23 protein-coding genes are annotated in these 23,053 nt (G+C 37.1%); 5 read left to right on the forward strand and 18 right to left on the reverse strand.

From position 1 onward, the window contains the following. Positions 1-4: 4 nt before the first annotated feature. From rpsS to rpsL, 9 genes are all read right to left on the reverse strand, one after another. Positions 5-283: a 30S ribosomal protein S19 gene (gene rpsS / locus B4F31_RS06975; protein ID WP_057482232.1), complete on the reverse strand. Its 279-nt coding sequence runs from the start codon at positions 281-283 to the stop codon at positions 5-7. Positions 284-289: 6 nt separating this feature from the next. Then, on the reverse strand, positions 290-1,117 hold the full coding sequence (rplB, locus tag B4F31_RS06980) for a 50S ribosomal protein L2 (protein WP_075324951.1): 828 nt from the start codon (positions 1,115-1,117) through the stop codon (positions 290-292). A gap of 9 nt (positions 1,118-1,126) precedes the next feature. Beyond that, on the reverse strand, positions 1,127-1,417 hold the full coding sequence (gene rplW, locus B4F31_RS06985) for a 50S ribosomal protein L23 (RefSeq protein ID WP_075324952.1): 291 nt from the start codon (positions 1,415-1,417) through the stop codon (positions 1,127-1,129). Positions 1,418-1,422: 5 nt separating this feature from the next. Beyond that, positions 1,423-2,052: a 50S ribosomal protein L4 gene (rplD, locus tag B4F31_RS06990; RefSeq protein ID WP_075324953.1), complete on the reverse strand. Its 630-nt coding sequence runs from the start codon at positions 2,050-2,052 to the stop codon at positions 1,423-1,425. After that, positions 2,052-2,663 carry a 50S ribosomal protein L3 gene (rplC, locus tag B4F31_RS06995; protein ID WP_075324954.1) on the reverse strand — a complete coding sequence of 204 codons (612 nt, stop codon included), beginning with the start codon at positions 2,661-2,663 and terminating at the stop codon, positions 2,052-2,054. The genes rplD and rplC overlap by 1 nt, the downstream gene beginning before the upstream one ends. Before the next feature lie 164 nt (positions 2,664-2,827). Next, positions 2,828-3,133 (reverse strand): 30S ribosomal protein S10, encoded by a 306-nt coding sequence (rpsJ, locus tag B4F31_RS07000; protein WP_037319211.1) that lies wholly within the window; start codon positions 3,131-3,133, stop codon positions 2,828-2,830. Positions 3,134-3,143: 10 nt separating this feature from the next. Continuing rightward, on the reverse strand, positions 3,144-5,252 hold the full coding sequence (gene fusA / locus B4F31_RS07005) for an elongation factor G (RefSeq protein ID WP_208222909.1): 2,109 nt from the start codon (positions 5,250-5,252) through the stop codon (positions 3,144-3,146). Between the two features lie 6 nt (positions 5,253-5,258). Next, positions 5,259-5,735, reverse strand: a complete 477-nt coding sequence (rpsG, locus tag B4F31_RS07010; protein ID WP_070053719.1) for a 30S ribosomal protein S7 — start codon at positions 5,733-5,735, stop codon at positions 5,259-5,261. A 23-nt stretch (positions 5,736-5,758) separates the two neighbouring features. Further along, on the reverse strand, positions 5,759-6,133 hold the full coding sequence (gene rpsL / locus B4F31_RS07015) for a 30S ribosomal protein S12 (RefSeq protein ID WP_037319203.1): 375 nt from the start codon (positions 6,131-6,133) through the stop codon (positions 5,759-5,761). A 429-nt stretch (positions 6,134-6,562) separates the two neighbouring features. Between rpsL and B4F31_RS07020 the strand changes: the two genes are divergently transcribed. The 4 genes from B4F31_RS07020 to rlmB all read left to right on the forward strand — a co-directional run bounded on the left by B4F31_RS07020 (position 6,563) and on the right by rlmB (position 12,828). Next, the gene (locus B4F31_RS07020) at positions 6,563-9,784 is read left to right on the forward strand and encodes a SusC/RagA family TonB-linked outer membrane protein (protein ID WP_286760963.1); all 3,222 of its coding nucleotides are present in this window, start codon (positions 6,563-6,565) and stop codon (positions 9,782-9,784) included. 11 nt (positions 9,785-9,795) lie between these two features. Next, complete coding sequence (locus B4F31_RS07025) at positions 9,796-11,220, forward strand: SusD/RagB family nutrient-binding outer membrane lipoprotein (protein WP_286760964.1); 1,425 nt, start codon at positions 9,796-9,798, stop codon at positions 11,218-11,220. A gap of 36 nt (positions 11,221-11,256) precedes the next feature. After that, positions 11,257-11,985 (forward strand): hypothetical protein, encoded by a 729-nt coding sequence (locus B4F31_RS07030; protein ID WP_075324958.1) that lies wholly within the window; start codon positions 11,257-11,259, stop codon positions 11,983-11,985. A gap of 102 nt (positions 11,986-12,087) precedes the next feature. Then, positions 12,088-12,828 (forward strand): 23S rRNA (guanosine(2251)-2'-O)-methyltransferase RlmB, encoded by a 741-nt coding sequence (rlmB, locus tag B4F31_RS07035; protein WP_075327854.1) that lies wholly within the window; start codon positions 12,088-12,090, stop codon positions 12,826-12,828. 20 nt (positions 12,829-12,848) lie between these two features. Here the strand turns inward: rlmB and B4F31_RS07040 are convergent, their stop codons facing one another. Next, positions 12,849-13,667 (reverse strand): rhomboid family intramembrane serine protease, encoded by an 819-nt coding sequence (locus B4F31_RS07040; RefSeq protein ID WP_075324959.1) that lies wholly within the window; start codon positions 13,665-13,667, stop codon positions 12,849-12,851. Between the two features lie 85 nt (positions 13,668-13,752). On the opposite strand from B4F31_RS07040, the gene B4F31_RS07045 reads away from it, so the two are divergent. Then, complete coding sequence (locus tag B4F31_RS07045; protein ID WP_093304241.1) at positions 13,753-15,027, forward strand: replication-associated recombination protein A; 1,275 nt, start codon at positions 13,753-13,755, stop codon at positions 15,025-15,027. Here the strand turns inward: B4F31_RS07045 and B4F31_RS07050 are convergent. The 8 genes from B4F31_RS07050 to B4F31_RS07085 all read right to left on the reverse strand — a co-directional run bounded on the left by B4F31_RS07050 (position 15,021) and on the right by B4F31_RS07085 (position 22,968). Beyond that, positions 15,021-15,887: an SPOR domain-containing protein gene (locus B4F31_RS07050; RefSeq protein ID WP_286760965.1), complete on the reverse strand. Its 867-nt coding sequence runs from the start codon at positions 15,885-15,887 to the stop codon at positions 15,021-15,023. The genes B4F31_RS07045 and B4F31_RS07050 overlap by 7 nt on opposite strands. Positions 15,888-15,897: 10 nt before the next feature. After that, positions 15,898-17,304, reverse strand: a complete 1,407-nt coding sequence (locus B4F31_RS07055; protein ID WP_286760966.1) for a DUF5723 family protein — start codon at positions 17,302-17,304, stop codon at positions 15,898-15,900. Then, positions 17,304-17,858: a hypothetical protein gene (locus tag B4F31_RS07060; RefSeq protein ID WP_075324963.1), complete on the reverse strand. Its 555-nt coding sequence runs from the start codon at positions 17,856-17,858 to the stop codon at positions 17,304-17,306. Before B4F31_RS07060 ends, B4F31_RS07055 begins: the two co-directional genes overlap by 1 nt. A gap of 47 nt (positions 17,859-17,905) precedes the next feature. After that, complete coding sequence (locus B4F31_RS07065; protein ID WP_075324964.1) at positions 17,906-18,595, reverse strand: YjjG family noncanonical pyrimidine nucleotidase; 690 nt, start codon at positions 18,593-18,595, stop codon at positions 17,906-17,908. Continuing rightward, complete coding sequence (locus B4F31_RS07070) at positions 18,582-19,871, reverse strand: polysaccharide deacetylase family protein (RefSeq protein WP_286760967.1); 1,290 nt, start codon at positions 19,869-19,871, stop codon at positions 18,582-18,584. Before B4F31_RS07070 ends, B4F31_RS07065 begins: the two co-directional genes overlap by 14 nt. A gap of 9 nt (positions 19,872-19,880) precedes the next feature. Beyond that, a complete protein-coding gene (radC, locus tag B4F31_RS07075; protein WP_075324966.1) occupies positions 19,881-20,582 on the reverse strand; it encodes a RadC family protein in 702 nt (233 codons plus the stop codon). A gap of 65 nt (positions 20,583-20,647) precedes the next feature. Beyond that, positions 20,648-22,000, reverse strand: a complete 1,353-nt coding sequence (locus B4F31_RS07080; RefSeq protein WP_093304339.1) for a UDP-N-acetylmuramate--L-alanine ligase — start codon at positions 21,998-22,000, stop codon at positions 20,648-20,650. 89 nt (positions 22,001-22,089) lie between these two features. Then, complete coding sequence (locus tag B4F31_RS07085; protein WP_286760968.1) at positions 22,090-22,968, reverse strand: tetratricopeptide repeat protein; 879 nt, start codon at positions 22,966-22,968, stop codon at positions 22,090-22,092. Positions 22,969-23,053: the final 85 nt, after the last annotated feature.

A 23,053-nucleotide genomic window follows, 5' to 3' on the forward strand; every position in this document is an offset into this window, starting at 1 on the left:
TCAATTATCTTTTACCTTTATTTTTTGCACCAGAATGCCCTCTAAAAGAACGTGTTGGTGAAAATTCTCCTAATTTATGCCCTACCATGTTCTCTGTCACATATACAGGTACAAATTGTTTCCCGTTATGAACAGCGATAGTTTGCCCTACGAAATCTGGAGTAATCATTGAAGCTCTAGACCAGGTTTTGATCACGGCTTTTTTTCCAGATTCAACATTTTGAGCAACCTTCTTATCTAACTTATAGTGAACGTAAGGTCCTTTTTTTAATGAACGTGCCATATCTTATTATTTCTTTCTACGTTCTACAATATATTTATTACTCGCTTTTGTTCTTGAACGGGTTTTGAAACCTTTAGCAGGTAAACCTTTTCTAGAACGTGGGTGACCACCGGAAGCTCTTCCTTCCCCACCACCCATTGGGTGATCTACAGGGTTCATAGCTACAGGTCTTGTTCTTGGTCTAATACCCAACCAACGTTTTCTACCAGCTTTACCAGAAACCTGAAGTTGGTGATCACTATTTGATACAGCTCCAATTGTAGCCATACAAGTAGACAACACTCTTCTAATTTCTCCTGAAGGTAGTTTTACGGTTGCGTATTTTCCTTCTCTTGCTAATAATTGAGCAAAAGCTCCAGCACTTCTTGCCATTACAGCACCCTGACCGGCTCTTAACTCTATACAAGAAACTACAGTACCAAGGGGAATACTAGATAACGGCATTGCATTTCCAATTTCTGGAGCAGCCGAATCTGTGCTTGATACAATATTTTGACCTACCTGTAACCCATTTTGAGCAATAACGTATCGTTTTTCACCATCCTGGTAATTCAACAACGCGATAAAGGCAGTTCTGTTTGGATCGTATTCTATACTCGCAACAGTAGCAGGAATTCCATGCTTGTCGCGTTTAAAGTCTACAATTCTGTAACGTCTTTTATGACCTCCACCTTTGTAGCGGATAGTCATTTTTCCCTGACTGTTTCTCCCACCTGATTTTTTTAACGGAGCTATTAAACTCTTCTCCGGCTTATCAGTAGTAATGGCGTCAAAACCATTAACTACTCTAAAACGCTGACCAGGGGTGATTGGTTTTAATTTTCTAACTGACATTTTTTAATCTTAAAGATTACTGTATAAATCAATAGTTTCACCTTCCGTCACCTGTACCAATGCTTTTTTGAAAGCTTTGGTTTTACCAGTGATCATACCAGATTTTGTATATCTGGTTTTGCGATCTGGACGAACATTTATAGTACGAACTTTTTCAACTGAAACTCCGTAAGCAGCTTCTACTGCATTCTTAATTTCAATCTTATTCGCCTTATTGTCTACCACAAAAGAAAAACGGTTATTCAACTCGCTATCTCCGGTGGCTTTTTCTGTAATAATTGGTTTTATCAAGATACTCATAAGGCTTATTTACTTAAATTCGACTCAATTCCTTCTAAAGAACCCTCAAGCAACACGATATTCTTAGCATTAAGAATTCCGTAAGTACTTAATTCTGAGGAATTTACAACCTCAAGTCCTTTTAAATTACGTGACGACAAATATACGTTTTTATTTGAGTCACCCAACACTATAAGCGATTTTTTGTCCTGAATACCAAGGGCTTTCAAAACATCTATCATACTTTTTGTCTTCGGCGCATCAAAAGAAAAGTCTTCAACTACAAAAATTGATTCTCCTTTTGCTTTTATTGATAAAGCCGATTTTCTTGCCAAACGTTTTAAATTTTTGTTCAATTTAAAACCGTAGTTTCTTGGTCTTGGTCCAAAAACACGTCCACCGCCTTTAAAAATTGGTGACTTAATGCTACCTGCACGTGCAGTACCGGTACCTTTTTGTTTTTTGATCTTACGGGTACTCCCAGCAATCTCAGCTCTTTCTTTAGCTTTGTGGGTTCCCTGGCGCTGATTAGCTAAATATTGTTTAACATCTAGATAAACTGCGTGATCGTTTGGCTCTATAGCGAAAACAGCGTCAGAAAGCTTTGCTTTTCTGCCTGTTTCTTTTCCTTTTACATCTAAAACTGCTACTTCCATTACTTGCTAATGATTACGTATGAGTTTTTGTGACCTGGCACACATCCTTTTACTACTAAAAGGTTTTTATCTGCCACCACTTTTAAAACTCTCAGGTTTTCTACTTTTACTCTCTCTCCACCCATTCTACCGGCCATTTTCATTCCTTTGAAAACCCGTGCAGGGTAAGACGCTGCACCAATAGAACCCGGAGCTCTTAATCGGTTATGCTGACCGTGAGTCGCCTGACCCACACCACCAAAGTTGTGTCTTTTTACAACACCCTGAAAGCCTTTACCTTTAGAAGTACCTGCAATATCCACAAATTCCCCCTCGTTAAAGTGCTCTACAGTGATAGCATCACCTAATTTATAATCTGCTTCATAGCCCTGGAATTCAACGACTTTACGTTTTGCAACGCTTCCTGCTTTTTTAGCGTGCCCTTCAGCAGCTTTATTTGCAGTCTTTTTGTCATCGAAACCAACTTGAAGTGCCTCATACCCGTCAACCTCTTTGGTTCTGACTTGGGTAACTACGCATGGACCTGCTTCTATTACGGTACACGGAATGTTTTTCCCGTTCTCGTCAAAAATACTGGTCATGCCTATTTTTTTTCCTATTAACCCAGACATAATTAATTATTGATTATTACTTATTTATTTAAAAAAATTCAGGGCAGAAAAATACTTTCGCCCTGAATGTATCTTTCTTCCGTTTTTCCCTCGCCAACTGCTCGGGACATGTTTACTTCCAAATAAATGGAAGTTTTAAGATCCCCGTCTGCACGGGGATAGACTTATACCTTAATCTCTACTTCAACTCCACTAGGCAGCTCTAATTTCATTAACGCATCAATGGTTTTTGAAGAAGAACTGTAGATATCAAGAAGCCTTTTGTAAGAGCTTAATTGAAATTGCTCTCTTGCTTTCTTGTTTACGTGAGGAGAACGTAAAACAGTAAAAAGTTTTTTGTGAGTAGGCAAAGGAATTGGTCCTGTTACCACCGCACCTGTAGTTTTTACAGTCTTCACGATCTTCTCTGCAGATTTATCTACCAGGTTATGATCGTAGGATTTTAGTTTTATTCTTATTTTCTGACTCATTTTCCTAATATTATTCGTTTGTACCCTTTGCTGCTTTAATAACTTCTTCTGAAATATTAGAAGGAGTTTCAGCATAGTGAGAAAATTCCATAGTTGAAGTTGCTCTACCAGAAGATAATGTTCTTAATGTTGTTACATATCCAAACATTTCAGCTAAAGGCACTTCTGCTTTAATAATCTTAGCACCAGACCTGTCTGACATGCTGCTTACCTGACCTCTTCTACGGTTCAAGTCACCAACAATATCACCCATGTTTTCTTCTGGAGTTACTACTTCAATTTTCATAATTGGCTCAAGAACTACAGCACCAGCTTTTTTAGCAGCGGCTTTGTAACCCATTTTCGCAGCCAATTCGAAAGAAAGTTGATCGGAATCTACAGGGTGGAAAGATCCATCCTTAAGGATTACTTTTAAAGTATCCATTTGGAAACCAGCCATTGGCCCGTTTTTCATAGCTTCTTTAAATCCTTTTTCTACCGAAGGAACAAATTCTTTAGGAATACGTCCACCTTTAATTTGGTCTACAAACTGAAGTCCTTTTCCTTCAAAGTCTTCGTCTACAGGTCCCATTTCAAAAACAATATCAGCAAATTTACCACGACCACCAGATTGCTTTTTATAAACCTCTCTATGCTCTGCAGTTTTAGTTACTGTTTCTTTATACTCAACCTGTGGCTGACCTTCGTTAACTTCAACTTTAAATTCTCTCTTTAAACGATCTACAAGAATTTCAATATGAAGCTCTCCCATTCCAGAGATAATAGTTTGTCCTGAAATCTCATCAGTCTTAACCTGGAAAGTTGGATCTTCTTCAGCTAGTTTAGCTAAGGCCATACCCATTTTATCAACATCGGCTTTCGTCTTAGGCTCTACCGCAATACCAATTACTGGTTCTGGGAAAGTCATAGACTCAAGAACGATTGGGTGTTTCTCATCAGTTAGCGTATCACCGGTTTTAATATCTTTAAAACCAACAGCTGCACCAATATCACCAGCTTCAATTCTATTAATAGGCTCCTGCTTATTAGAGTGCATCTGGTAAATACGAGAAATACGTTCTTTTTTACCTGATCTATTGTTCAATACATAAGATCCTGCATCTAAAGCTCCCGAGTAAACACGGAAGAATGCTAAACGACCAACAAAAGGATCGGTAGCAATTTTAAATGCTAATGCAGAGAAAGGAGAGTCAACGTGTGGCTTTCTGCTTTCATCTTCATTAGTATCAGGATTTGTTCCTACAATAGCTTCTACATCTACTGGAGAAGGCATATATCTCATTACTGCATCAAGCATTGCCTGAACACCTTTATTTTTAAAGGCAGAACCACACATCATAGGTATAATAGACATATCTATGGTTGCAGCTCTAAGCGCAGCAATAATTTCGTCTTCAGTAATTGAATCTTCATCTTCAAAGAACTTTTCCATTAATGCTTCATCATACTCAGCTACAGCTTCTACAAGCTCAGTTCGGTATTTATTCACATCATCCATAAGTTCTTCAGGAATATCTATAGTCTCATAGGTCATCCCGTGATCCTCATCATTCCAAATAATTGCTTTTTTGGAAATAAGATCAACAACTCCTTTAAAGTCTATTTCGTCACCGATTGGAACTTGTAATGGTACTGGGTTTCCACCTAGCATTTCTCTAACCTGCTTACACACATTAAAGAAGTCAGCTCCCTGACGGTCCATTTTATTTACAAATCCTAAACGTGGTACTTTATATTTATCAGCCTGTCTCCAAACGGTTTCAGATTGTGGCTCAACACCATCTACAGCACTGAACAATGCAACCACACCATCAAGAACACGTAAAGAACGCTCTACCTCTACGGTAAAATCAACGTGACCAGGAGTATCGATAATATTTACCGTAAATTCCTGATCTCTATACATCCACTTACAATGTGTAGCAGCAGAAGTAATTGTAATACCTCTTTCCTGCTCCTGTTCCATCCAGTCCATAGTAGCGGCACCATCATGCACCTCTCCTATTTTGTGGCTTATTCCTGTATAATAAAGGATACGCTCTGTTGTTGTAGTTTTACCTGCATCAATATGAGCTGCAATTCCAATATTTCTAGTAAATTTTAAATCTCTTTGTGCCATTTTATTTTAGAATCTAAAGTGAGAGAATGCTTTATTAGCTTCAGCCATTTTATGAGTATCAACTCTTTTCTTAACTGCAGCACCTTCTTCTTTAGCAGCAGCAAGAACTTCAGAAGCTAATTTCTGCGCCATAGTTTTCTCATTTCTCTTTCGCGCAAATGAAATTAACCATTTCATAGCGGTTGCTACTTTTCTATCTGGTCTTATTTGCATTGGGATTTGAAATGTTGCACCCCCAACTCGCCTACTTCTAACTTCAACGTGAGGCATAACATTAGAAAGAGCATCTTTCCAAATTTCCAAACCGGTTTTTTCTTCGTCTTGTTTCTTCTCTTCTATAATTGCGATAGAATCATAGAAAATTTTAAAGGCTACCGATTTCTTACCATCCCACATCATCATGTTCACAAAACGTGTAACAAGTTGATCGTTAAATTTTGGATCTGGTAAAAGCGGTCTTTTTTTGGCCTGTCTTCTTCTCATTTCTTTACATTAAAAGTTTTTAATTACTTCTTAGGGCGTTTTGCTCCGTATTTAGATCTACGCTGGCTTCTTCCTTCAACACCCGCAGTATCTAATGCACCGCGAACAATGTGATATCTAACACCTGGCAAATCTTTTACCCTTCCACCTCTAACCAATACTATCGAGTGCTCTTGTAGATTGTGACCCTCACCTGGAATATAAGCGTTAACTTCTTTTCCGTTTGTCAACCTCACCCTTGCTACTTTACGCATAGCTGAGTTTGGTTTCTTAGGTGTAGTAGTATACACACGTGTGCACACTCCTCTTCTTTGAGGACACGAATCTAAAGCAGCCGATTTACTCTTCTTGGTTATCTGGGCTCTTCCTTTTCGTACTAATTGTGAAATTGTTGGCATAATTTCTTTTACCTAATTATTAATAAATTTAATCCCCTGTTTTTTAGGGTTTGCAAATGTAGAAATAAAAACAAATTAATCAAACTATAATGAATTAATTTTCAGAAGGATAATCTGGAAGACAGAACACACCTTTTAACAACATATATATTAATAGGTATAGATCAATAAAAATAAGCTGATTAAAAAACAAGCTCATCTTACTCAAAAAGGAATATTTTAGACTTTAACTACATTTTAATAGCAAAATTCAATAATATTCTAACATTTTAACATTTCACCAATACCACTTTAACGCCTGACTCTAACCAATCTATATACAATTATTAACATTTATTTAAATAACTACCTGATATTTAAAATTAAAAGTTTGTTTTATTAACCATTTATTAGCACTTTTGGCCTTGGCTAATTCAAACAAATTTAAAAATGAGAACAAAGTTTAGTAGTATTCTAACACTATTATTAGTGTTAGCTGTGCAAATTACTTTTGCACAAGAACGAACGATTACCGGTACGGTAGTCGATGAAGACGGGCTACCCCTTCCAGGTGTAACCGTTTTAATCAAGGGAACCAATACAGGTACCCAAACCGATTTTGACGGAAATTATTCCATTCCTGCCACACAAGGAGATGTTTTGGTTTATTCTTTCGTTGGAATGGAAACCGCAGAATATACTGTAGCAAACAATGACACTATAGATGTGACATTAAGCACAGATTCTGCCCAATTAGATGAAGTTGTTGTTACCGCTTTAGGTATTCAACGTGAAAAGAAATCTCTTGGTTATGCAACTCAGGAGGTTCAAGGTGCTGAAGTTTCTGATGTACCAACCCAAAACTTTATGAACTCACTATCTGGTAAAGTAGCTGGACTTTCTATTAAAAGTTCTGGTACTATGGGGGGATCTACGAATATTGTAATTCGTGGTAATGCTTCATTAACAGGAAACAACCAGGCACTTTTTGTAATAGATGGTACTCCTATTAGTAATGACACTCCTAACACTGCCGATCAGCAAGCTGGACGTGGTGGTTATGATTATGGTAACGCTGCATCAGACATTAACCCTAACGACATTGAGTCTATCAACGTTTTAAAGGGTGCTGCTGCAACTGCACTTTACGGAGCGAGAGCTGCAAACGGAGCAATTATTATTGAAACTAAAAAAGGTTCTAAAAAACAAGGAATTGGTATCTCTATCAATTCTACTTTTATGACTACTTCAGTAGATGATAATACCCTTCCTGTTTACCAGGACCAATATGGTGCGGGATATGGCCCATTTTATGACACTCCATTTTTCAACACTTATGGAAATTTAGATCTTCCTGATGGTTTTGATCCTAATATTCCATTTACGCCATTTACTGAAGATGCTTCTTTTGGTGCTCCTTTTGATGGTCAATTAATTCACCAATGGAATTCCATTTACCCACAATTAAGCACTTATCAGCAAGCTACCCCATGGCAGGCAGCTCAAAATACTCCAAATGATATTTGGGAAAGAGGTTATACTGCTATAAACTCTGTAGCCTTAGATGGAGGAAGCGAAACCAGTACCTTTAGATTAGGTGTTACTAACCTAAACAACCAGGGAAATCTACCAAACAGTAGAATTAAAAGAAACACTATTAAATTTAGTGGAACACACGAATTTACTGATAAATTTAGCGCAGGTGCCAATATTACTTACACCAAAACAGACGGTAAAGGTAGATATGGTACAGGTTACGATTCAGAAAACCCAATGCAATCTTTTCGCCAGTGGAACCAGGCAAACGTAGATGTTTACGCACAAAGAGATGCTTACCTTGAAACAGGACAGAATATCACCTGGAACCCTAACAGTCCACTTAACAGAACTCCAATATATTCTGATAACCCATATTGGACACGTTACGAAAATTTCCAAACAGATACCCGTAACAGGTATTTTGGTAACTTTAACCTTAACTACGAAATCAACGATGTATTTAGTGTAGTTGGACGTTTTTCATTTGATACTTTTGATGAACTACAGGAAGAAAGAAGAAATGTAGGTAGTGTTGGTGTTTCTGGATACTCCCGTTACAATGGTAGAGCTGCAGAATATAACTACGACTTAATTTTAAATTTCAATACTGATATCATTGATGATTTAAACCTGGATGGTAATTTAGGTTGGAACCTAAGAAGAAATGATAATAGCTCTATTAGAGCTTCCACTAATGGTGGTCTTAACGCTCCAGACTTTTTTGCATTAAGCAATAGTGTGGATCCAATTAACCCACCAAATGAATATGATGCCACAAGAATGATTGATGGTATTTACGCAAGAGCGAGTTTAGGTTATTTAGACACTTATTATGTTGAAGGTACTATAAGAAGAGACCGATCTTCTACCCTTCCTGCAGACAATAATACTTTTTACTACCCATCTATCTCTACCAGTGTACTACTTTCTAATGTTGTAGAGGCAGACTGGTTAAGCTTTGCAAAAATAAGAGCAAATTACGCCGAAGTAGGTAATGATGCAGCCCCTTATAGTGTTCTAAATACGTATGTATTAAGTACACCATTTGCTGGAGCAGGTGTTGCTGGAAATCAAGCTACATTAAACAATGCCAACCTAAAACCGGAAAGAACTAAATCTTACGAAGTTGGACTTGAAGCTAATTTCTTAGATAGAAGAATAGGTTTTGATCTTTCTTACTACAACTCTCAAACTGAAGATCAAATTACACCGGTACCGGTATCTATGGCATCTGGGTTTACTTCTGTATTCTTTAATGCAGGGACAGTTGAGAACAAAGGTTTTGAAGCTTCTTTACGCTTAAACCCTATTAGGACTGAAGACTTTAACTGGAACATGAATATTAACTGGGCAAGAAACCGTAGTGAGGTACTAAACCTTGCACAGGGAATTGATAATCTACAAATAGGCCCTGGTTTACAAGGAGGAGTTTCTATTAACGCAACCCCTGGTGAGCCTTATGGTAGCATTAGAGGAACAGATTATATCTACGATGACAGTGGTAATAAAGTTGTTGGGTCTAATGGATATTACTTAACCACTTCAAACTCTAACGAGATTATTGGTAATATTTTGCCAGAATGGACCGGAGGTGTACAAAACACTTTCCAATACAAAAACCTTAGCTTAGGCTTCCTTATTGACGTACAAAAAGGAGGAGATATCTACTCTCTTGACACCTGGTATGGACATGCTACAGGTGTTTATGATCAATCAGTTGGAACCAATGATTTAGGTAATCCAATGAGAAATACATTAGCAAACGGTGGTGGTATTGTGCTACCAGGAGTTAACGAAAATGGAGAGCCAAACAGCACTAGAGCAGATTTCTCTACTTATGCAAACCCTTATGGTTATGCAAGAGATGCAAATGCCGGTCACGTTTATGATGCTTCTTTCGTAAAACTTAGAGAAGCTAACCTAACATATGCTTTTGGAGAAGAAATGATAGACAGACTGCCATTTACAAAAGCTTCTGTTTCATTAATTGGTAGAAACCTATGGATTATTCATAAGAACATTCCATATTCAGATCCAGAATCAGGACTTAGTGCCGGTAACGTTCAGGGATACCAATCTGGTGCATACCCTACATTTAGAGAAATAGGTGCAAGTCTTAAACTTAACTTTTAATAAATATTAAAATGAAAAAATATATATTAACATTTATTGCTCTAGCAACACTTTGGTCTTGCCAAACTGATGAGCAATATGAAGATCTCAACAAAGATCCAAAAAATCCGACGGATGTAGCCGCAGATTTCTTGTTCACTAGTGCTACAAAAGATTTAAGCAGACAAATGGCAAGTCCTAATGTGAACCTTAACATCTTCAGATTTGTAGCGCAGTATTGGACCTCTACGACTTACTTAGATGAACCTAACTACGATTTAACTAATCGTGGAATTCCACAAAATCACTGGAATAGATTATATAGATGGGTAATTTTCAACCTGGAAGATGCTAAAGTAAAAGTACAGGAAGATGAAACGCTTAGTGAAGGTGAAAGAACAGCCAGAATTGCACAAATTGAAGTATTAGAAGTATACACCTGGCAAGTATTGGTAGACACCTTTGGTGATATACCTTATTCAGAAGCTTTAGGAGGAGCAGATAACATTTCTCCCGCTTATGATGATGCAGCAACTATTTACGAAGACCTAATTTCAAGAATAGGTGCCGCCAGTGGAAATTTAAGTGCCGGCCAGGGATTTTCTGGTGCTGATATACTTTACGGAGGCGATATGGCTAAATGGGAAAAATTTGCTAATTCTGTACAATTGAGACTTGCAATGCAAATTTCAGATGTAAATCCTTCGCTTGCGAAAACTACAGCAGAGGATGCCTATACTGATGGAGTTTTTGACAGCAATGCAGATAATGCAACTTTAGAATTCCAAACAGCCCCACCAAACACTAACCCTCTTTGGGAAGATTTAGTTCAGAGTGGTCGTTCAGATTATGTTTCAGCTAACACTGCAGTTGATATCCTTAATGAATTAGAAGATCCAAGAAGATCAGCTTATCTTGATGATAATTTAACCAGTGGAGAATACATAGGTGGTACTTATGGTGGAAGTAATTCTTTTCAGAATTATACTCATGTAGGTGATGCATTTAGAGAACCTACTCATCCTGGAATTTTAATGGATTATGCAGAGGTTAGATTCCTTCTTGCAGATGCTGCCCAGAATGATTTTTCTGTAGGAGGTACTGCTGAAGAGCACTATGAAGCTGCAATAACTGCCTCTATGGAATATTGGGATATTTCTGAAGGAGAAATTGAAGATTACCTTGCAAGTGGTGATGTGGCCTATGATGGTTCTGAGGAACAATTTGCAACTCAGTTCTGGTTAGCCATGTATGATAATCCTTTCCAGGGATGGAATGTATGGAGAAGATTTGATGCTCCTTCATTCAACCTTCCAGAAGATACAGGAAATGAAGTGCCATTGCGCTACACTTATCCAGTTAACGAGCAAAACCTAAACAACGCAAACTGGAGCGCTGCTTCAGATGCTATTGGTGGTGATGATCAACAAACTCCTTTATTCTGGGATGAAGAGTAATTGGTAATTTTGAACAATAACTTTAAAAAATATAAAATGAAAAACATTTTGAAATATATAAGCTTCTGCCTAATTGCAGTAGTTGGTTTATCGTCTTGTGAACCAGATGATAACGGATATAGAGAAGACCCAAGGGATGTAGGTGGTTATGCCTACCTACAAACCCGAAGCCTTACAATTTTTGATTATGATCAGGATTTAAGTATTGAATTGTTTACCGACGAAGGTGTTACCGTAGAATCAGTAGAAATAATTGAGGATGGAAGTACGTTGACTACCGCCGATATTTCTGGAGACATGGCAACTTTCAATGCTGCTGATCTTGGATCATTTGCCGTAGACTCTACTTATTCAGTAAGGGTTCGTGCCAGTCTTTCCAATGGTAACGTATCTGATGATCCTGCCACCATCAGTGTAGTAGAAGCTGTAGCTCTTGGAGGTGATAATCCAGAAGCAGCTCCAATCAATAAGTTGGATGATGTTGAATTAGAATATAGTGTTAGCACTACTTCTGCACCTATAGATGAAGTAAATCTTTGGGTGAAAAACGGAGAAGATGCTGAATATATGATAATTGAAGATCTTGATCTTGACACTGCCGAAGGATCTGTAAGCATGAGTGATTTTGATTACAGTGGTCTTAATCTTGAAGTTGGAGATGTTATTTTCTACCAATTTGCAGCTACACGCGGTGATTTAACCGAAGGTGCTGAAGGTGAAATCACAGTTCTTGAAGAAGAAGACGATTCTGAAGACGAGGATTAATTTCCCATTCTTTTAATATTGACTACTAAGCCACCCAGATTGGGTGGCTTTTTTTATGCTTTAACTTTATTTAAATTTCCTAACAAAGCATACCTTTGCCCTATGGAAGAAACTACACGTATTTTTGGAATTAGGGCTGTTATAGAAGCTATTCAGGGAGGAAAAAGCATTGATAAGGTATATATTCAAAAAGGCCTCTCAGGACCTTTATTTCAAGAATTGAATCACCTTCTTCAAAAGGGCAGCTATAATATTTCATTTGTTCCAGAAGAAAAACTTTATAAGCTTTCCAAAGGAAATCACCAGGGTGTGGTAGCGACTATCTCCCCAATTAAATTTGGGAACCTCGAAGAAACAATTGAAAAAATTCTTGCAGAAAAAACCACTCCCCTTTTTCTATTGCTAGACCAAATTACCGATGTCCGTAATTTTGGGGCAATTATTAGAACCGCAGAATGCACAGGAGTTGATGCTATAATTATTCCTGAAAAAGGAGGTGCGCCTTTAAATGCCGATACCGTTAAAACTTCAGCTGGTGGGGTATTCAACCTTCCTATTGTAAAAGTAAATCACATTAAAGATGCTGTTTTTTATTTACAATCTTCAGGTGTGCAATTGGTAGCTGCTACCGAAAAAACAGAAGACACAATTTACGATGTAGATTTTAAGCAGGCCTCAGGAATTATTATGGGAAATGAAGCTAAAGGAGTTTCAAATTCTATATTAAAAAGCGTAGATAAAAAGGCAAAACTGCCAATGTTTGGCAAAATAGAATCATTGAATGTATCGGTTGCCTGTGGTGTATTTTTGTATGAAGCGATAAGACAAAGACAAACTCCTTAGTTATTCAAAAAGGTTTTCCCTTACTCTTTCCTGGATTCGGATTTCTTATAAAAATAGCGATAAGTAATTTTATCTCTATCATCATTTTCATTTGCAATATATTGCTCCCCTTTCGGAACCTGTCCCGAATTTACTTCGGGAGGTTGGTAAGCCTCTTCCTCTTCCTTCGTTTCAAAGCGCCGTTCAATGAAATTCCCATTTTCATCAAAATGCTGCATAAATAGATCTTCCTTCTCGCTGTATTCAGGTTTTTCCCATTCGTATTTAGGACTTTTAATAGTATTCTTCCGATAAAAAACCGATAACACAAAACCCGAGATTAATCCCGATAAATGACCTTCCCAGGAAATTTCAGGATTTATAGGAGTAACATACCATAGCATTCCGCCATAAAGAAAAACTACGATTAGAGAAAGAGCAACTAACCTATAGTATTTAGAAAAAATACCTTTAAAAAATAAAAAAGCGGCAAGCATATATATTATTCCACTCGCGCCAATATGGTTCGCAGGCCGTCCAATGCTCCAGGTAAGAATTCCGGTAAGCAGCAAACCAATAATTAAAACCGGCCAGCTTATTTTTCTGTAGAAATAGAAAAGTGACATGGAAAGCACAAAAAGCGGGATGGTATTATTGAAAAGGTGCTTTATATCGCCATGGATAAATGGTGAGAATAAAATTCCACGTAAACCTTTAACTTCTCCCGGCCGTACACCAAAACTGTTAAAACTAATTCCGAAGCGAATCTCAAACCAGAAAACTATCCATATAAGCAGCACAAACAGGATGGGATATCCCAAAACACCGGTAGTAAAAACAAAAGGACTGGACTGTTTCAAAAGAATTAGTTTCTTTTAATATTACAAAAAAGAATCCATTTGTTAATAGATGACAAAGTGTTATTCAATTTACTAATTTTGTCAGATGAGTAAACCATTAGCAGAACGATTACGGCCACAAACTTTAGACGATTATTTAAGTCAGCAGCACCTTATTGGGCCAAAGGGAGCACTGAGGCAGCAAATTCAACAAGGCATTATTCCTTCCATGATTTTCTGGGGGCCGCCGGGCGTTGGCAAAACCACTTTAGCCAATATTATAGCCACTACTTCAGACAGGCCTTTCTTTACACTGAGCGCAATTAGCAGTGGCGTGAAAGATGTTAGGGAAGTGATAGAAAAAGCTAAAAAAAGCGATGGTTTATTCACCACAAAAAATCCTATTCTATTTATTGACGAGATTCATCGTTTTAGCAAATCTCAACAGGATTCTCTGTTAGGCGCAGTAGAAAAAGGTTGGGTTACTTTAATTGGTGCAACTACTGAAAATCCGAGTTTTGAGGTGATTTCTGCCCTACTTTCCCGTTGCCAGGTTTATATTTTAAAACCTTTTACCAAAGAAGATCTGGTAGCACTTTTGGAAAGAGCGATGCGGGAAGATAAAATTATTGCGGCCAAAAATATAAAATTAAAGGAAACCGAAGCTTTACTTAGATTAAGTGGCGGTGATGCCCGAAAGCTTCTCAATATTTTTGAACTTCTCGTTACTTCTTCTGAAGGAAACCTGGAAATTACCAACGATATGGTTTTTAATAGGGTTCAGCAAAACACAGTGCTTTACGATAAAACCGGTGAACAGCATTACGACATTATTTCGGCATTTATTAAATCTATTCGCGGGAGCGATCCCAACGCGGCTGTTTACTGGCTCGCCCGGATGATTGAAGGTGGTGAAGATGTAAAATTTATTGCCCGCAGATTACTAATTTTAGCCAGTGAAGATATCGGAAATGCCAATCCTACCGCCCTGGTTATAGCTAATAACACGTTTCAGGCAGTAACTACCATTGGTTTTCCTGAAGCCCGAATTGTATTGAGCCAATGCGTTACCTACTTGGCAACTTCCCCAAAAAGTAACGCGGCCTATATGGCAATTAACCAGGCACAAAGCGCAGTAAAAAAAACAGGAAATTTATCGGTGCCACTTTCTATTAGGAATGCTCCAACCAAACTCATGAAAGATATTGGCTATGGAAAAGATTACAAATATGCTCACAACCACGAGAATAATTTTGTAGAAGCAGAGTTTTTGCCAGATGAAATAAAAAATACAAAGTTTTATGATCCCGGGAACAATCCGCGGGAAAATGCTCAAAGAGAATTTCTTAAGAAACGCTGGAAAAACAAGTATAATTATTGATTGGCTGAAGCTTTATAAACAAGCTTAACCGATTTATTTTCGGCATTTAAATACTCGACTACCAAATTGCCACCCTCGTCAAAATAGGCTACGCCTTGCCGGGTGAGGGATTTGTAGATAAAGCTATTTTTCTCACCAGATTTGGCTAAAACAGCAAAAGGTTCCTGGGAATTTTCCTGAAAAAATGAATACCCTGAATCTGATTTTTCAAGAAAATAAGAAATATTATCTTTTTCAAATTCCGATTCCTTTGCTGAATCATTATCTATCATAGGGTTTTCAACCACTACTTCGGCGGGAGCTGTTGCAGGTGTTTGAGCGTCTTCAGGAGCTTCGGGAGCTCTGGTTTCAGGCTTGCTTTGTGCTACTTCAGCTTTTTCGGCAGCTTTCGGCTTCTTATCATTAGCAGGTGCAGTCGCTGCAACTTCACCCTGATTATAGCTGTAATTTAATGCTTCAATATCACTAAAAGCATCCCGCAAAGCTTCGTGATGGGCTGCTTTATAATCTTTTTCCCTGCTTCGCCCCTCTTTGGTTTCAAAAACAATATTACCTCTGCAGTCTTCTAACTGAATCACCAGTTTAGTCACAAATAAACCCGAATTATCTTTTACTTTGGTATTGAGCCCCAAGCAATAATTCTCCTGAAGATCGGCTGGTTTTTCTTCACTTTTCATCAATGTTTCAAATCCATATTTATCAAAGAGAAATTTAGTGAGTGCGTTTAATTGAAATTGATTTTTTTCTTTAGAAAACTCAAACTCTTCAGGAACTATAACATATTTATATTGATCAAGATCTTGCGCAAGCATTGGAATAGAACCAATAAAAAAAGTGATTATAAAAATTATTCTTTTCATTTAAATATTATTAATCATTAAAAATAAGCTGCATCCCCAATTGCAGGGAAGCACTGTGAGCTTTGGCCAAATTAGGGAAAGCCAGCAAATTATTGGCAGCCAGATAAACATTAAATTTATTAAAAGTTCTTGTATACATCAAGCCAATATTAGTTAAAGAATAATCGTCTAAAGAATAAGAGACTTTTAAGCGCTGGTTTTCATTAATTTTTCTATCCCAATAAGTAGTAAAAGCATATACAAAACCTTTTGGCCTCTTTACACCGCTTAGCTGCATTCCCAGCAAATTCATATACCTCACTTTTTTCACACTTAGGTAATGACAGGGTAAAAAAGCGGGGCCAAAACCATATTCCATAGCAAAGTTTGCTTTTATAGGTCGCCAGGTAGTATAAGATTGGTTGGTAGTTTCATCTCTAAGATTTCTATCTACTTCATCTTCAAAATCGTCCCAATATGGTAATGCTTCCTCATTTGCATCCAACTCAGGGAATAGTGGTTCTATCCCGCTGGTTTCATAAGATCCAAAATACCTGTAATTTTCTACATCTTTACGCTGAAAAACAGCACCAAGATCCTGCACAGAACCTGATAGGATAAATTGTTCATGCAAAATATAGGAAAGACCCAAATCCAAGCCGAAACCCACGTTGCCTCCAAAAAAAGACCGACTTAGCAATTCGGCGGTAGCTTGTTCTACAGTCATTCCTTCTTCCTCCTTTAAGGGAGCAAAACCTGAGGTATTAATTAAAACGTTCATATCTACCACTTCGTGATTGTAGACATTTCTACCATCGGGAGTGGTATAGGTGGTAAATCTGCCTGTATTCCCGGTACTTTCGGCATTAAAAATACTGGAATATAATTTTGCCCTCGCACCTACCGTGAGCCGGTTATCAAATTTATGGTTAATTCCCAGGTGATACACTGTCATTATTTCTCCGGTAAAAGACACATCGTCAAAATAGAAAGGTTCGTTTAAATAATCGTTATTCCCTTCGTTGGCCAGAATCGCAGGGTCTTTTGGAAAATAAGAAAACACATCCATTTCCTGGTAAATACCGGTAGACAGATAATTCTTTTTATCTATTTTCCAACCCATAGAAAAGATTTCCAATTGCTGATTTATGGAAAAATAATCCCTGGAATCCATATTGCGCATGGTTTCCTGAATTCGGGTATTTATGTTAGTACCATCATTGGCAAAAACATCATAAAGATCGGCTCCCGTAGAACCTGCAGAAAGATGGATTTGTGAAAAAAACGGAATCCCAATATGGCCAGTAAAGTTAATTTGAGCCCCGGGATTACTCATTAAAGTTTGTGGCAAATCGTCTACATTAAACAGTAGCGGTTTGTTTTGGGCTACAACCGTTCCTGAAATAATTAAAAACAATCCTATTAGTCTCCACATCATTAAAATTCAAACGAAAAGAGGCCTTTGGAAGCGAAATCTAATTCCCCTTCAAACTTCGCTGATCCCGGTTGAACCTCTAATTCAACAACCATTTTTATTGTTCTACGAACTAAATGTATACGATTTTCTTCAATAAACTCAAACTGTTCTGTTGTTACGGGATTACCATTAATCCCCGGCTTTATTGTATAGTTTACCGCAAATTGTTCCCGGTTACCATCAGATAAAAATCTTATCTTACTTTCTATCTCGTGGGGAAAAGTATTAATATGCCTGAAATAAAATTCTACTGAGGTAAGATCTTTCTGAATATAATCGTCGTCCAGAAATTCTAAGCGAACTGTATCACTTATATGGTTTCTAACATTTCCGGTAGAAGGATCTTTAAATTGAGATTGGTCTATATCGTAGATAAGAAGATCTATTTGCACATCTGGGCTTAAACTAATTTCCTCTTTTTGGTTAAGATCTATATCTTTTACGCAACCGCATAACACAACCCCAATAAGCACTAGGCCAATACTTCTTAAAATAAATTTTGAAAGTAATTTCATTAGGCACGGCTTTAGGCTGCACTAACGAAATTAACAAAAGAATACTATTACAAATAGGTCTTTAGTTCATTTAACGTTTTTATATGCATTACGCCGATGTTTTCTTTATTTCCATAGTAGTCGAAGAAGATGGGTTTTATCCCACAATTTTGAGCTCCTGTACAATCGGCTTCATAATTATCTCCAATCATAATACTATTTTCGGGGGTAGCTGAAGATTTTTTGAGTGCGGCTTCGAAAATTAATCTATTGGGTTTTTTCACCCCTACTTCTTCAGAAGTAGTGATTGTAGTAAAATACTTACTTATACCGGAATTAGAAAGTTTTTTATGCTGCACCTCTTCAAAGCCATTTGTGATAATATGCAATTCATAACTTTTATGAAGATAATCCAACACCTCTTTACTACCATCTAAAAGATGATTATGGTCGGGTAGATATTCTATATAATCTATCGCAATATTATTTATTAAATCCTTATCGGCTTCAAATTTTAAAAGATCAAAACTGTCTTTTAACCGCCCGTAGCGTAAAGCTTCTTTTGTAACCTGATCATTTCTATATCGCTCCCAGTATTTAAAATTTACCGGCATATAGATTTTGAGAAAATCGTTTATCTCTAACGGAATATTTCTGAATTTAAAAACCCGCTCAAAAGCAAGGGCAGAATTTCGATCAAAATCCCATAAAGTATGGTCTAAATCGAAAAATATATGATTGATATTACTTAATTTCATAAATCTGTTTTAGTAATGCGTAATAAGCCTGGAAGTTAGAATATTCAGAAAAATTCTGATTTTTAAATACCGCTTTAAAACTTCCACCTACTTTTTTTACTTCAGCAATCATTTTGCCAATATCGCCGGTTAATTGTCCAAAATCTGTATGTTCTACGATATTTGAATTGAATACATAAGGATGAATTTTTAAAGCGAGGGTAGATTCAGTATTAATATCATAAAACAAAAAAGGACTGCAGGTCCCCGCTCTAAAACCGGCAGTTTCAGGATATCCCATAGAATAATCCTGCGGAATTTCAAGCTCTGAGAGGAAATTATAAAACTCAGGAATATTCAAATTATATTTCACATTAATCACGCTATCTAAAGGGGTATGTACGGTATTCTCCATACGCAACTTTTCCTTCCGAAGGGTTTTAAAATCTTCCATTGCAAAATAACCGGGCATTAAACCCACTTTAGCATAATCTCCCACATATTTTATAATAGAGCGATACGGGTTTCGGTTGTAATTAATGTTACGATCGTAAATAGAAAAATCACTAAGCTGAAACATAAACAGTAAAGGAACTTTGTATTCCTTTATAAAGGCAATTAGATCTTCAAAAATATTTATAGGATCTTTTTTAATCCGCATCACTACCTGTATACGATCTAAAACTTTATTAAACTGGAGTTTTATAATATCTAAATGCATTCCTGCTAAACTGCGCAAAAACCCTTTATTCTGAAAATTAAAAACGTGCTCTACTGCTATTATGGCCCTGGTATGAAATTTCCTATTAGCAAGTGAAATTTCCGGGAATCTTTCCAGCAGAATTTCCTTAAATTTATAAGCCCAGATATCTACTACGGGAGTTTTTAAAAATCCTTCCTGAAAACCTACACTTTCTGAAGCAGGAAAACGCCCTAAATCGTCTTTTACGTGCGGTAAATATTCTTCGTACCTACTCAGTAAAAAGAAAGAAGCTGCAAAAATATCAAAAGGCAAAGCACTGTTTTCTGACACTGGGAAAAAGCAATAATTATCGCCCCAGGGCTGTACTTTTATTTCTACCTCGCTTAAACCCTGTTCTAGTAAAAGATCTACTTTTTGCACAAACAATTCGTTTCCCAGGGCTTGTTTCCCGTAAGAAAGTTTCATCCCCTCGTGGGCGATAAATTCTTCAATTTTAGTAGTAAATTTTATAGAAATCCCCAGAACATTGGTGCAAATATGTTTGAAAGTGTAAACTATTCGCGGGGTGATTTTCTGGGTATAAATTAGTAGCATTTAATCAATTTAAAGTACGCCTTCGTCTGCAAAGCTAAAGTATGATTTTTCGGTAACAATAAGATGGTCTAACACCTTTATATCTAAACTTTGCGCGGCAGTTTTAAGCTTTTGGGTAAGTTGCTTATCGGCTTCACTTGGCTTTAAAGTTCCCGAGGGATGGTTATGCGCCAAAATAATAGAAGTTGCACCAACTTCCAGCGCTTTTCTAAGTGTGAGTCGCACATCTACAAGGGTGCCGGTAATGCCACCTTTGCTAAGTTGTAATTGCTCAATAACTTTATTGGAATTATTAAGATAAATAATCCAGAATTCTTCGTGATAAAGTTCGCCAATTATAGGCTGCATCAGCTCAAAAACCGAAGCACTGGAAGTAATTTTCTTCTTCTCTAAGGCTTCTTCTGTTCTTCGGCGCCGGCCCAGTTCCATCGCAGCTACAATACTTATAGCTTTTGCCGGACCAATTCCTTTAAATTCACAGAGCTTTTTTACTGAAAGTTTTCCGAGATCGCTAAGTTGATTTCCTGTAGAAGCTAGAATGCGTTTGCTTAATTGCACTGCAGATTCATTGCGGCTTCCTGAACCAATTAATATTGCGATAAGTTCAGCGTTGCTTAGACTGAGTTTACCTTTATGAAGCAGTTTTTCCCTGGGCCGATCGTCTTCTGCCCAGGATTTAATTCCAAAACCAACCTGATTTTCCTGCCCCATAGTTTTATAAAGATAAAAAATGATTTCTTATCTACAGCGGGACAATTTAAAATGAGGTATTTAACTTAAAACAAAGTTTTCATCTCTTCAAGATCTAAACTTCCAAAAGTCCCGCTACTCATTAAAAGTAAAACCGAATTTTTAAAATCTTTAGATTCCAATATTTTTTTAAATGCTGAAGTTTCAGAAACCACTTCCAGATTTGGTTCATTGAAGGCATTTTTTATTTCCTCGGGAGAAACAGCTTGCATTTGTTTTTGCGAAATTGCCTCTGGAGAATAAAATACCATAGCTTCATCCGCTTTACCTAAAGTATCTTTATACTGCTGAATAAATTCTGAATTAAGGCTGCTAAAAGTGTGTAATTCTAAACAGGCAATAAGTTTCTTATTGGGATATTGTTCTTTGACCGCCTCTGTGCTGGCTTTCACTTTAGATGGGCTGTGCGCAAAATCTTTAAAAATAATTCCGTTCTCATTTTCATAAATCTTTTCTAACCTGCGACTAGCCCCTTCAAATTCCATCATCGCTTCATAGAAATCGTCTTCATCAATTCCCATATGCTGGCAAATCCATTTTGCACCGGCAAGGTTATTCATATTATGTCTTCCAAAGATTTCTAAAGGCATATCCCCTTCAGAAGTTTCCAGGATTGTTTCTCCATCTTCTACGTGGTATTCAGGGGTAAAATAAGGATGCTTTCTTATTTGATTTTCGGTATTTTCAGCTAAAATTTTCAAAGTTTCATCTTCTTCGTTATAAACGAGGATTCCGCCTTTTACAATAGATTTTATAAAAATTTGAAACTGCTCTACATAGTTTTCAAAAGTGGGAAACACATTAATGTGATCCCATGCAATCCCACTAAGTAAGGCTATATTTGGTTGATAAAGATGAAATTTAGGACGAAGATCTATAGCTGAAGCCGGGTATTCGTCACCTTCAATGAGCATAAAGTCATTCTCATCGCTTAGATTAATAGTATTTTCAATTCCGCGAACCGGGGCACCAAGCATATAGTCAATTTCTTTCCCATGATAATGCATCACGTGCAATATCATAGCCGTAATCGTAGTTTTTCCGTGAGATCCACCAACTACTACGCGTGTTTTCTCTTTAGAAAGTTCAAAAAGGAATTCAGGATACGAATAAATTTTCAAGCCTAATTCTTCGGCTTTCTTCAACTCGGGATTATCTTTCCTGGCGTGCATACCCAATATCACGGCATCCAATTCCCGTGTTAATTTCTCAGGAAACCACCCAAATTCTTCCGGAAGCAAACCTTTGTTTTGTAAAGCAGATTTTGAGGGTTCGTAGATAGCATCATCGCTTCCGGTAATAATATTTCCTTTTGTGTGAAGTGCAAGGGCAAGACTATGCATAGCACTACCGCCAATTGCTATAAAATGAAGTTTCATTAGATTCTTTTTCGCGCCAGTAATTATGGCAATTTCAACTCTGTTAACTGGCTGCAAATATAGTTAAGACTTTAGGAAAAGCCTTTAGCCTACATCTCTAATATTTGTTGTTTGAGTTTTTCGGCTTCAGGAAAATTAAACTTTGATGCAAGGGCCTTATTTATATGAGACAAAGCTTGATCCTGATTATTCTTTGAAGCCTGAATTTTAGCAATATGAAAATGGGCCCAGGCCGGCGATTTCAAATCTTTATAATTATAATTTTTTATATACTTTTCAAGAAAATCAACTGCCATTTCCGGCTTCAGATTTAACAAAGCCGCTCTTTCGCCTAATTCATAATTCAGGTAATTACGCGCTACCAGGCTTTTATCTTTATTGGCCGCTTCAAGGGCTTTATTCACTGCTATTTTCATTGCTTCCCGGTCTTCTTCTATTTTATGAATATAAGCCTGCGCCAGGTAAGCATCTACTTTATTTATTGACTGAAGTTCTTTCACATACTGCTGCGCAAGTTCTTTGCTACCACCAATAATAGTTGGTAATTGCATATAAAGTTCTACTAACGCCCTACGGACTTCTGCATGATTTTCATCTAAATCGGCAGCTTTATTCAGGTAGGTTTTAATATCGCCCAGCATTAAAGCCGCTTTAAATTTAGATGCTTCCATAGCTTTCATTCCCATGGCTCCGCCAAGTTTGAAGTTATAAGCCGAAGAGTTAGGCTGGTTTTCCACCAGTTTTTCATAATAATCTATTGCTTCATCCCATTTTTTCTCAAAACTGGCAATATCACCAAGGTATTCTATGGCCTTTAAATTCTCCTTGTGCTCTTTAAAAACCTTCTTTGCCTGCTTAATTTGGTTTTCATTAAGATATTTCTCCCCGGTTTCTATAGAAGACTGAGCTAAAACAGGCGTTAAAATTGAATAGAGAATTATACTGAATATTAAGAATTTGTTAGTCATCCTATTAATTTTTTCATAAATTTATCGCGAATTTCGACCTAAAGCATCAAGTAACGTTTAACAAAAAAATATAGAACCAAAATAA

Origin of the sequence: Salegentibacter sp. UBA1130, from assembly GCF_002311535.1 — a bacterium.
In the GTDB taxonomy this organism is placed as follows: domain Bacteria; phylum Bacteroidota; class Bacteroidia; order Flavobacteriales; family Flavobacteriaceae; genus Salegentibacter; species Salegentibacter agarivorans.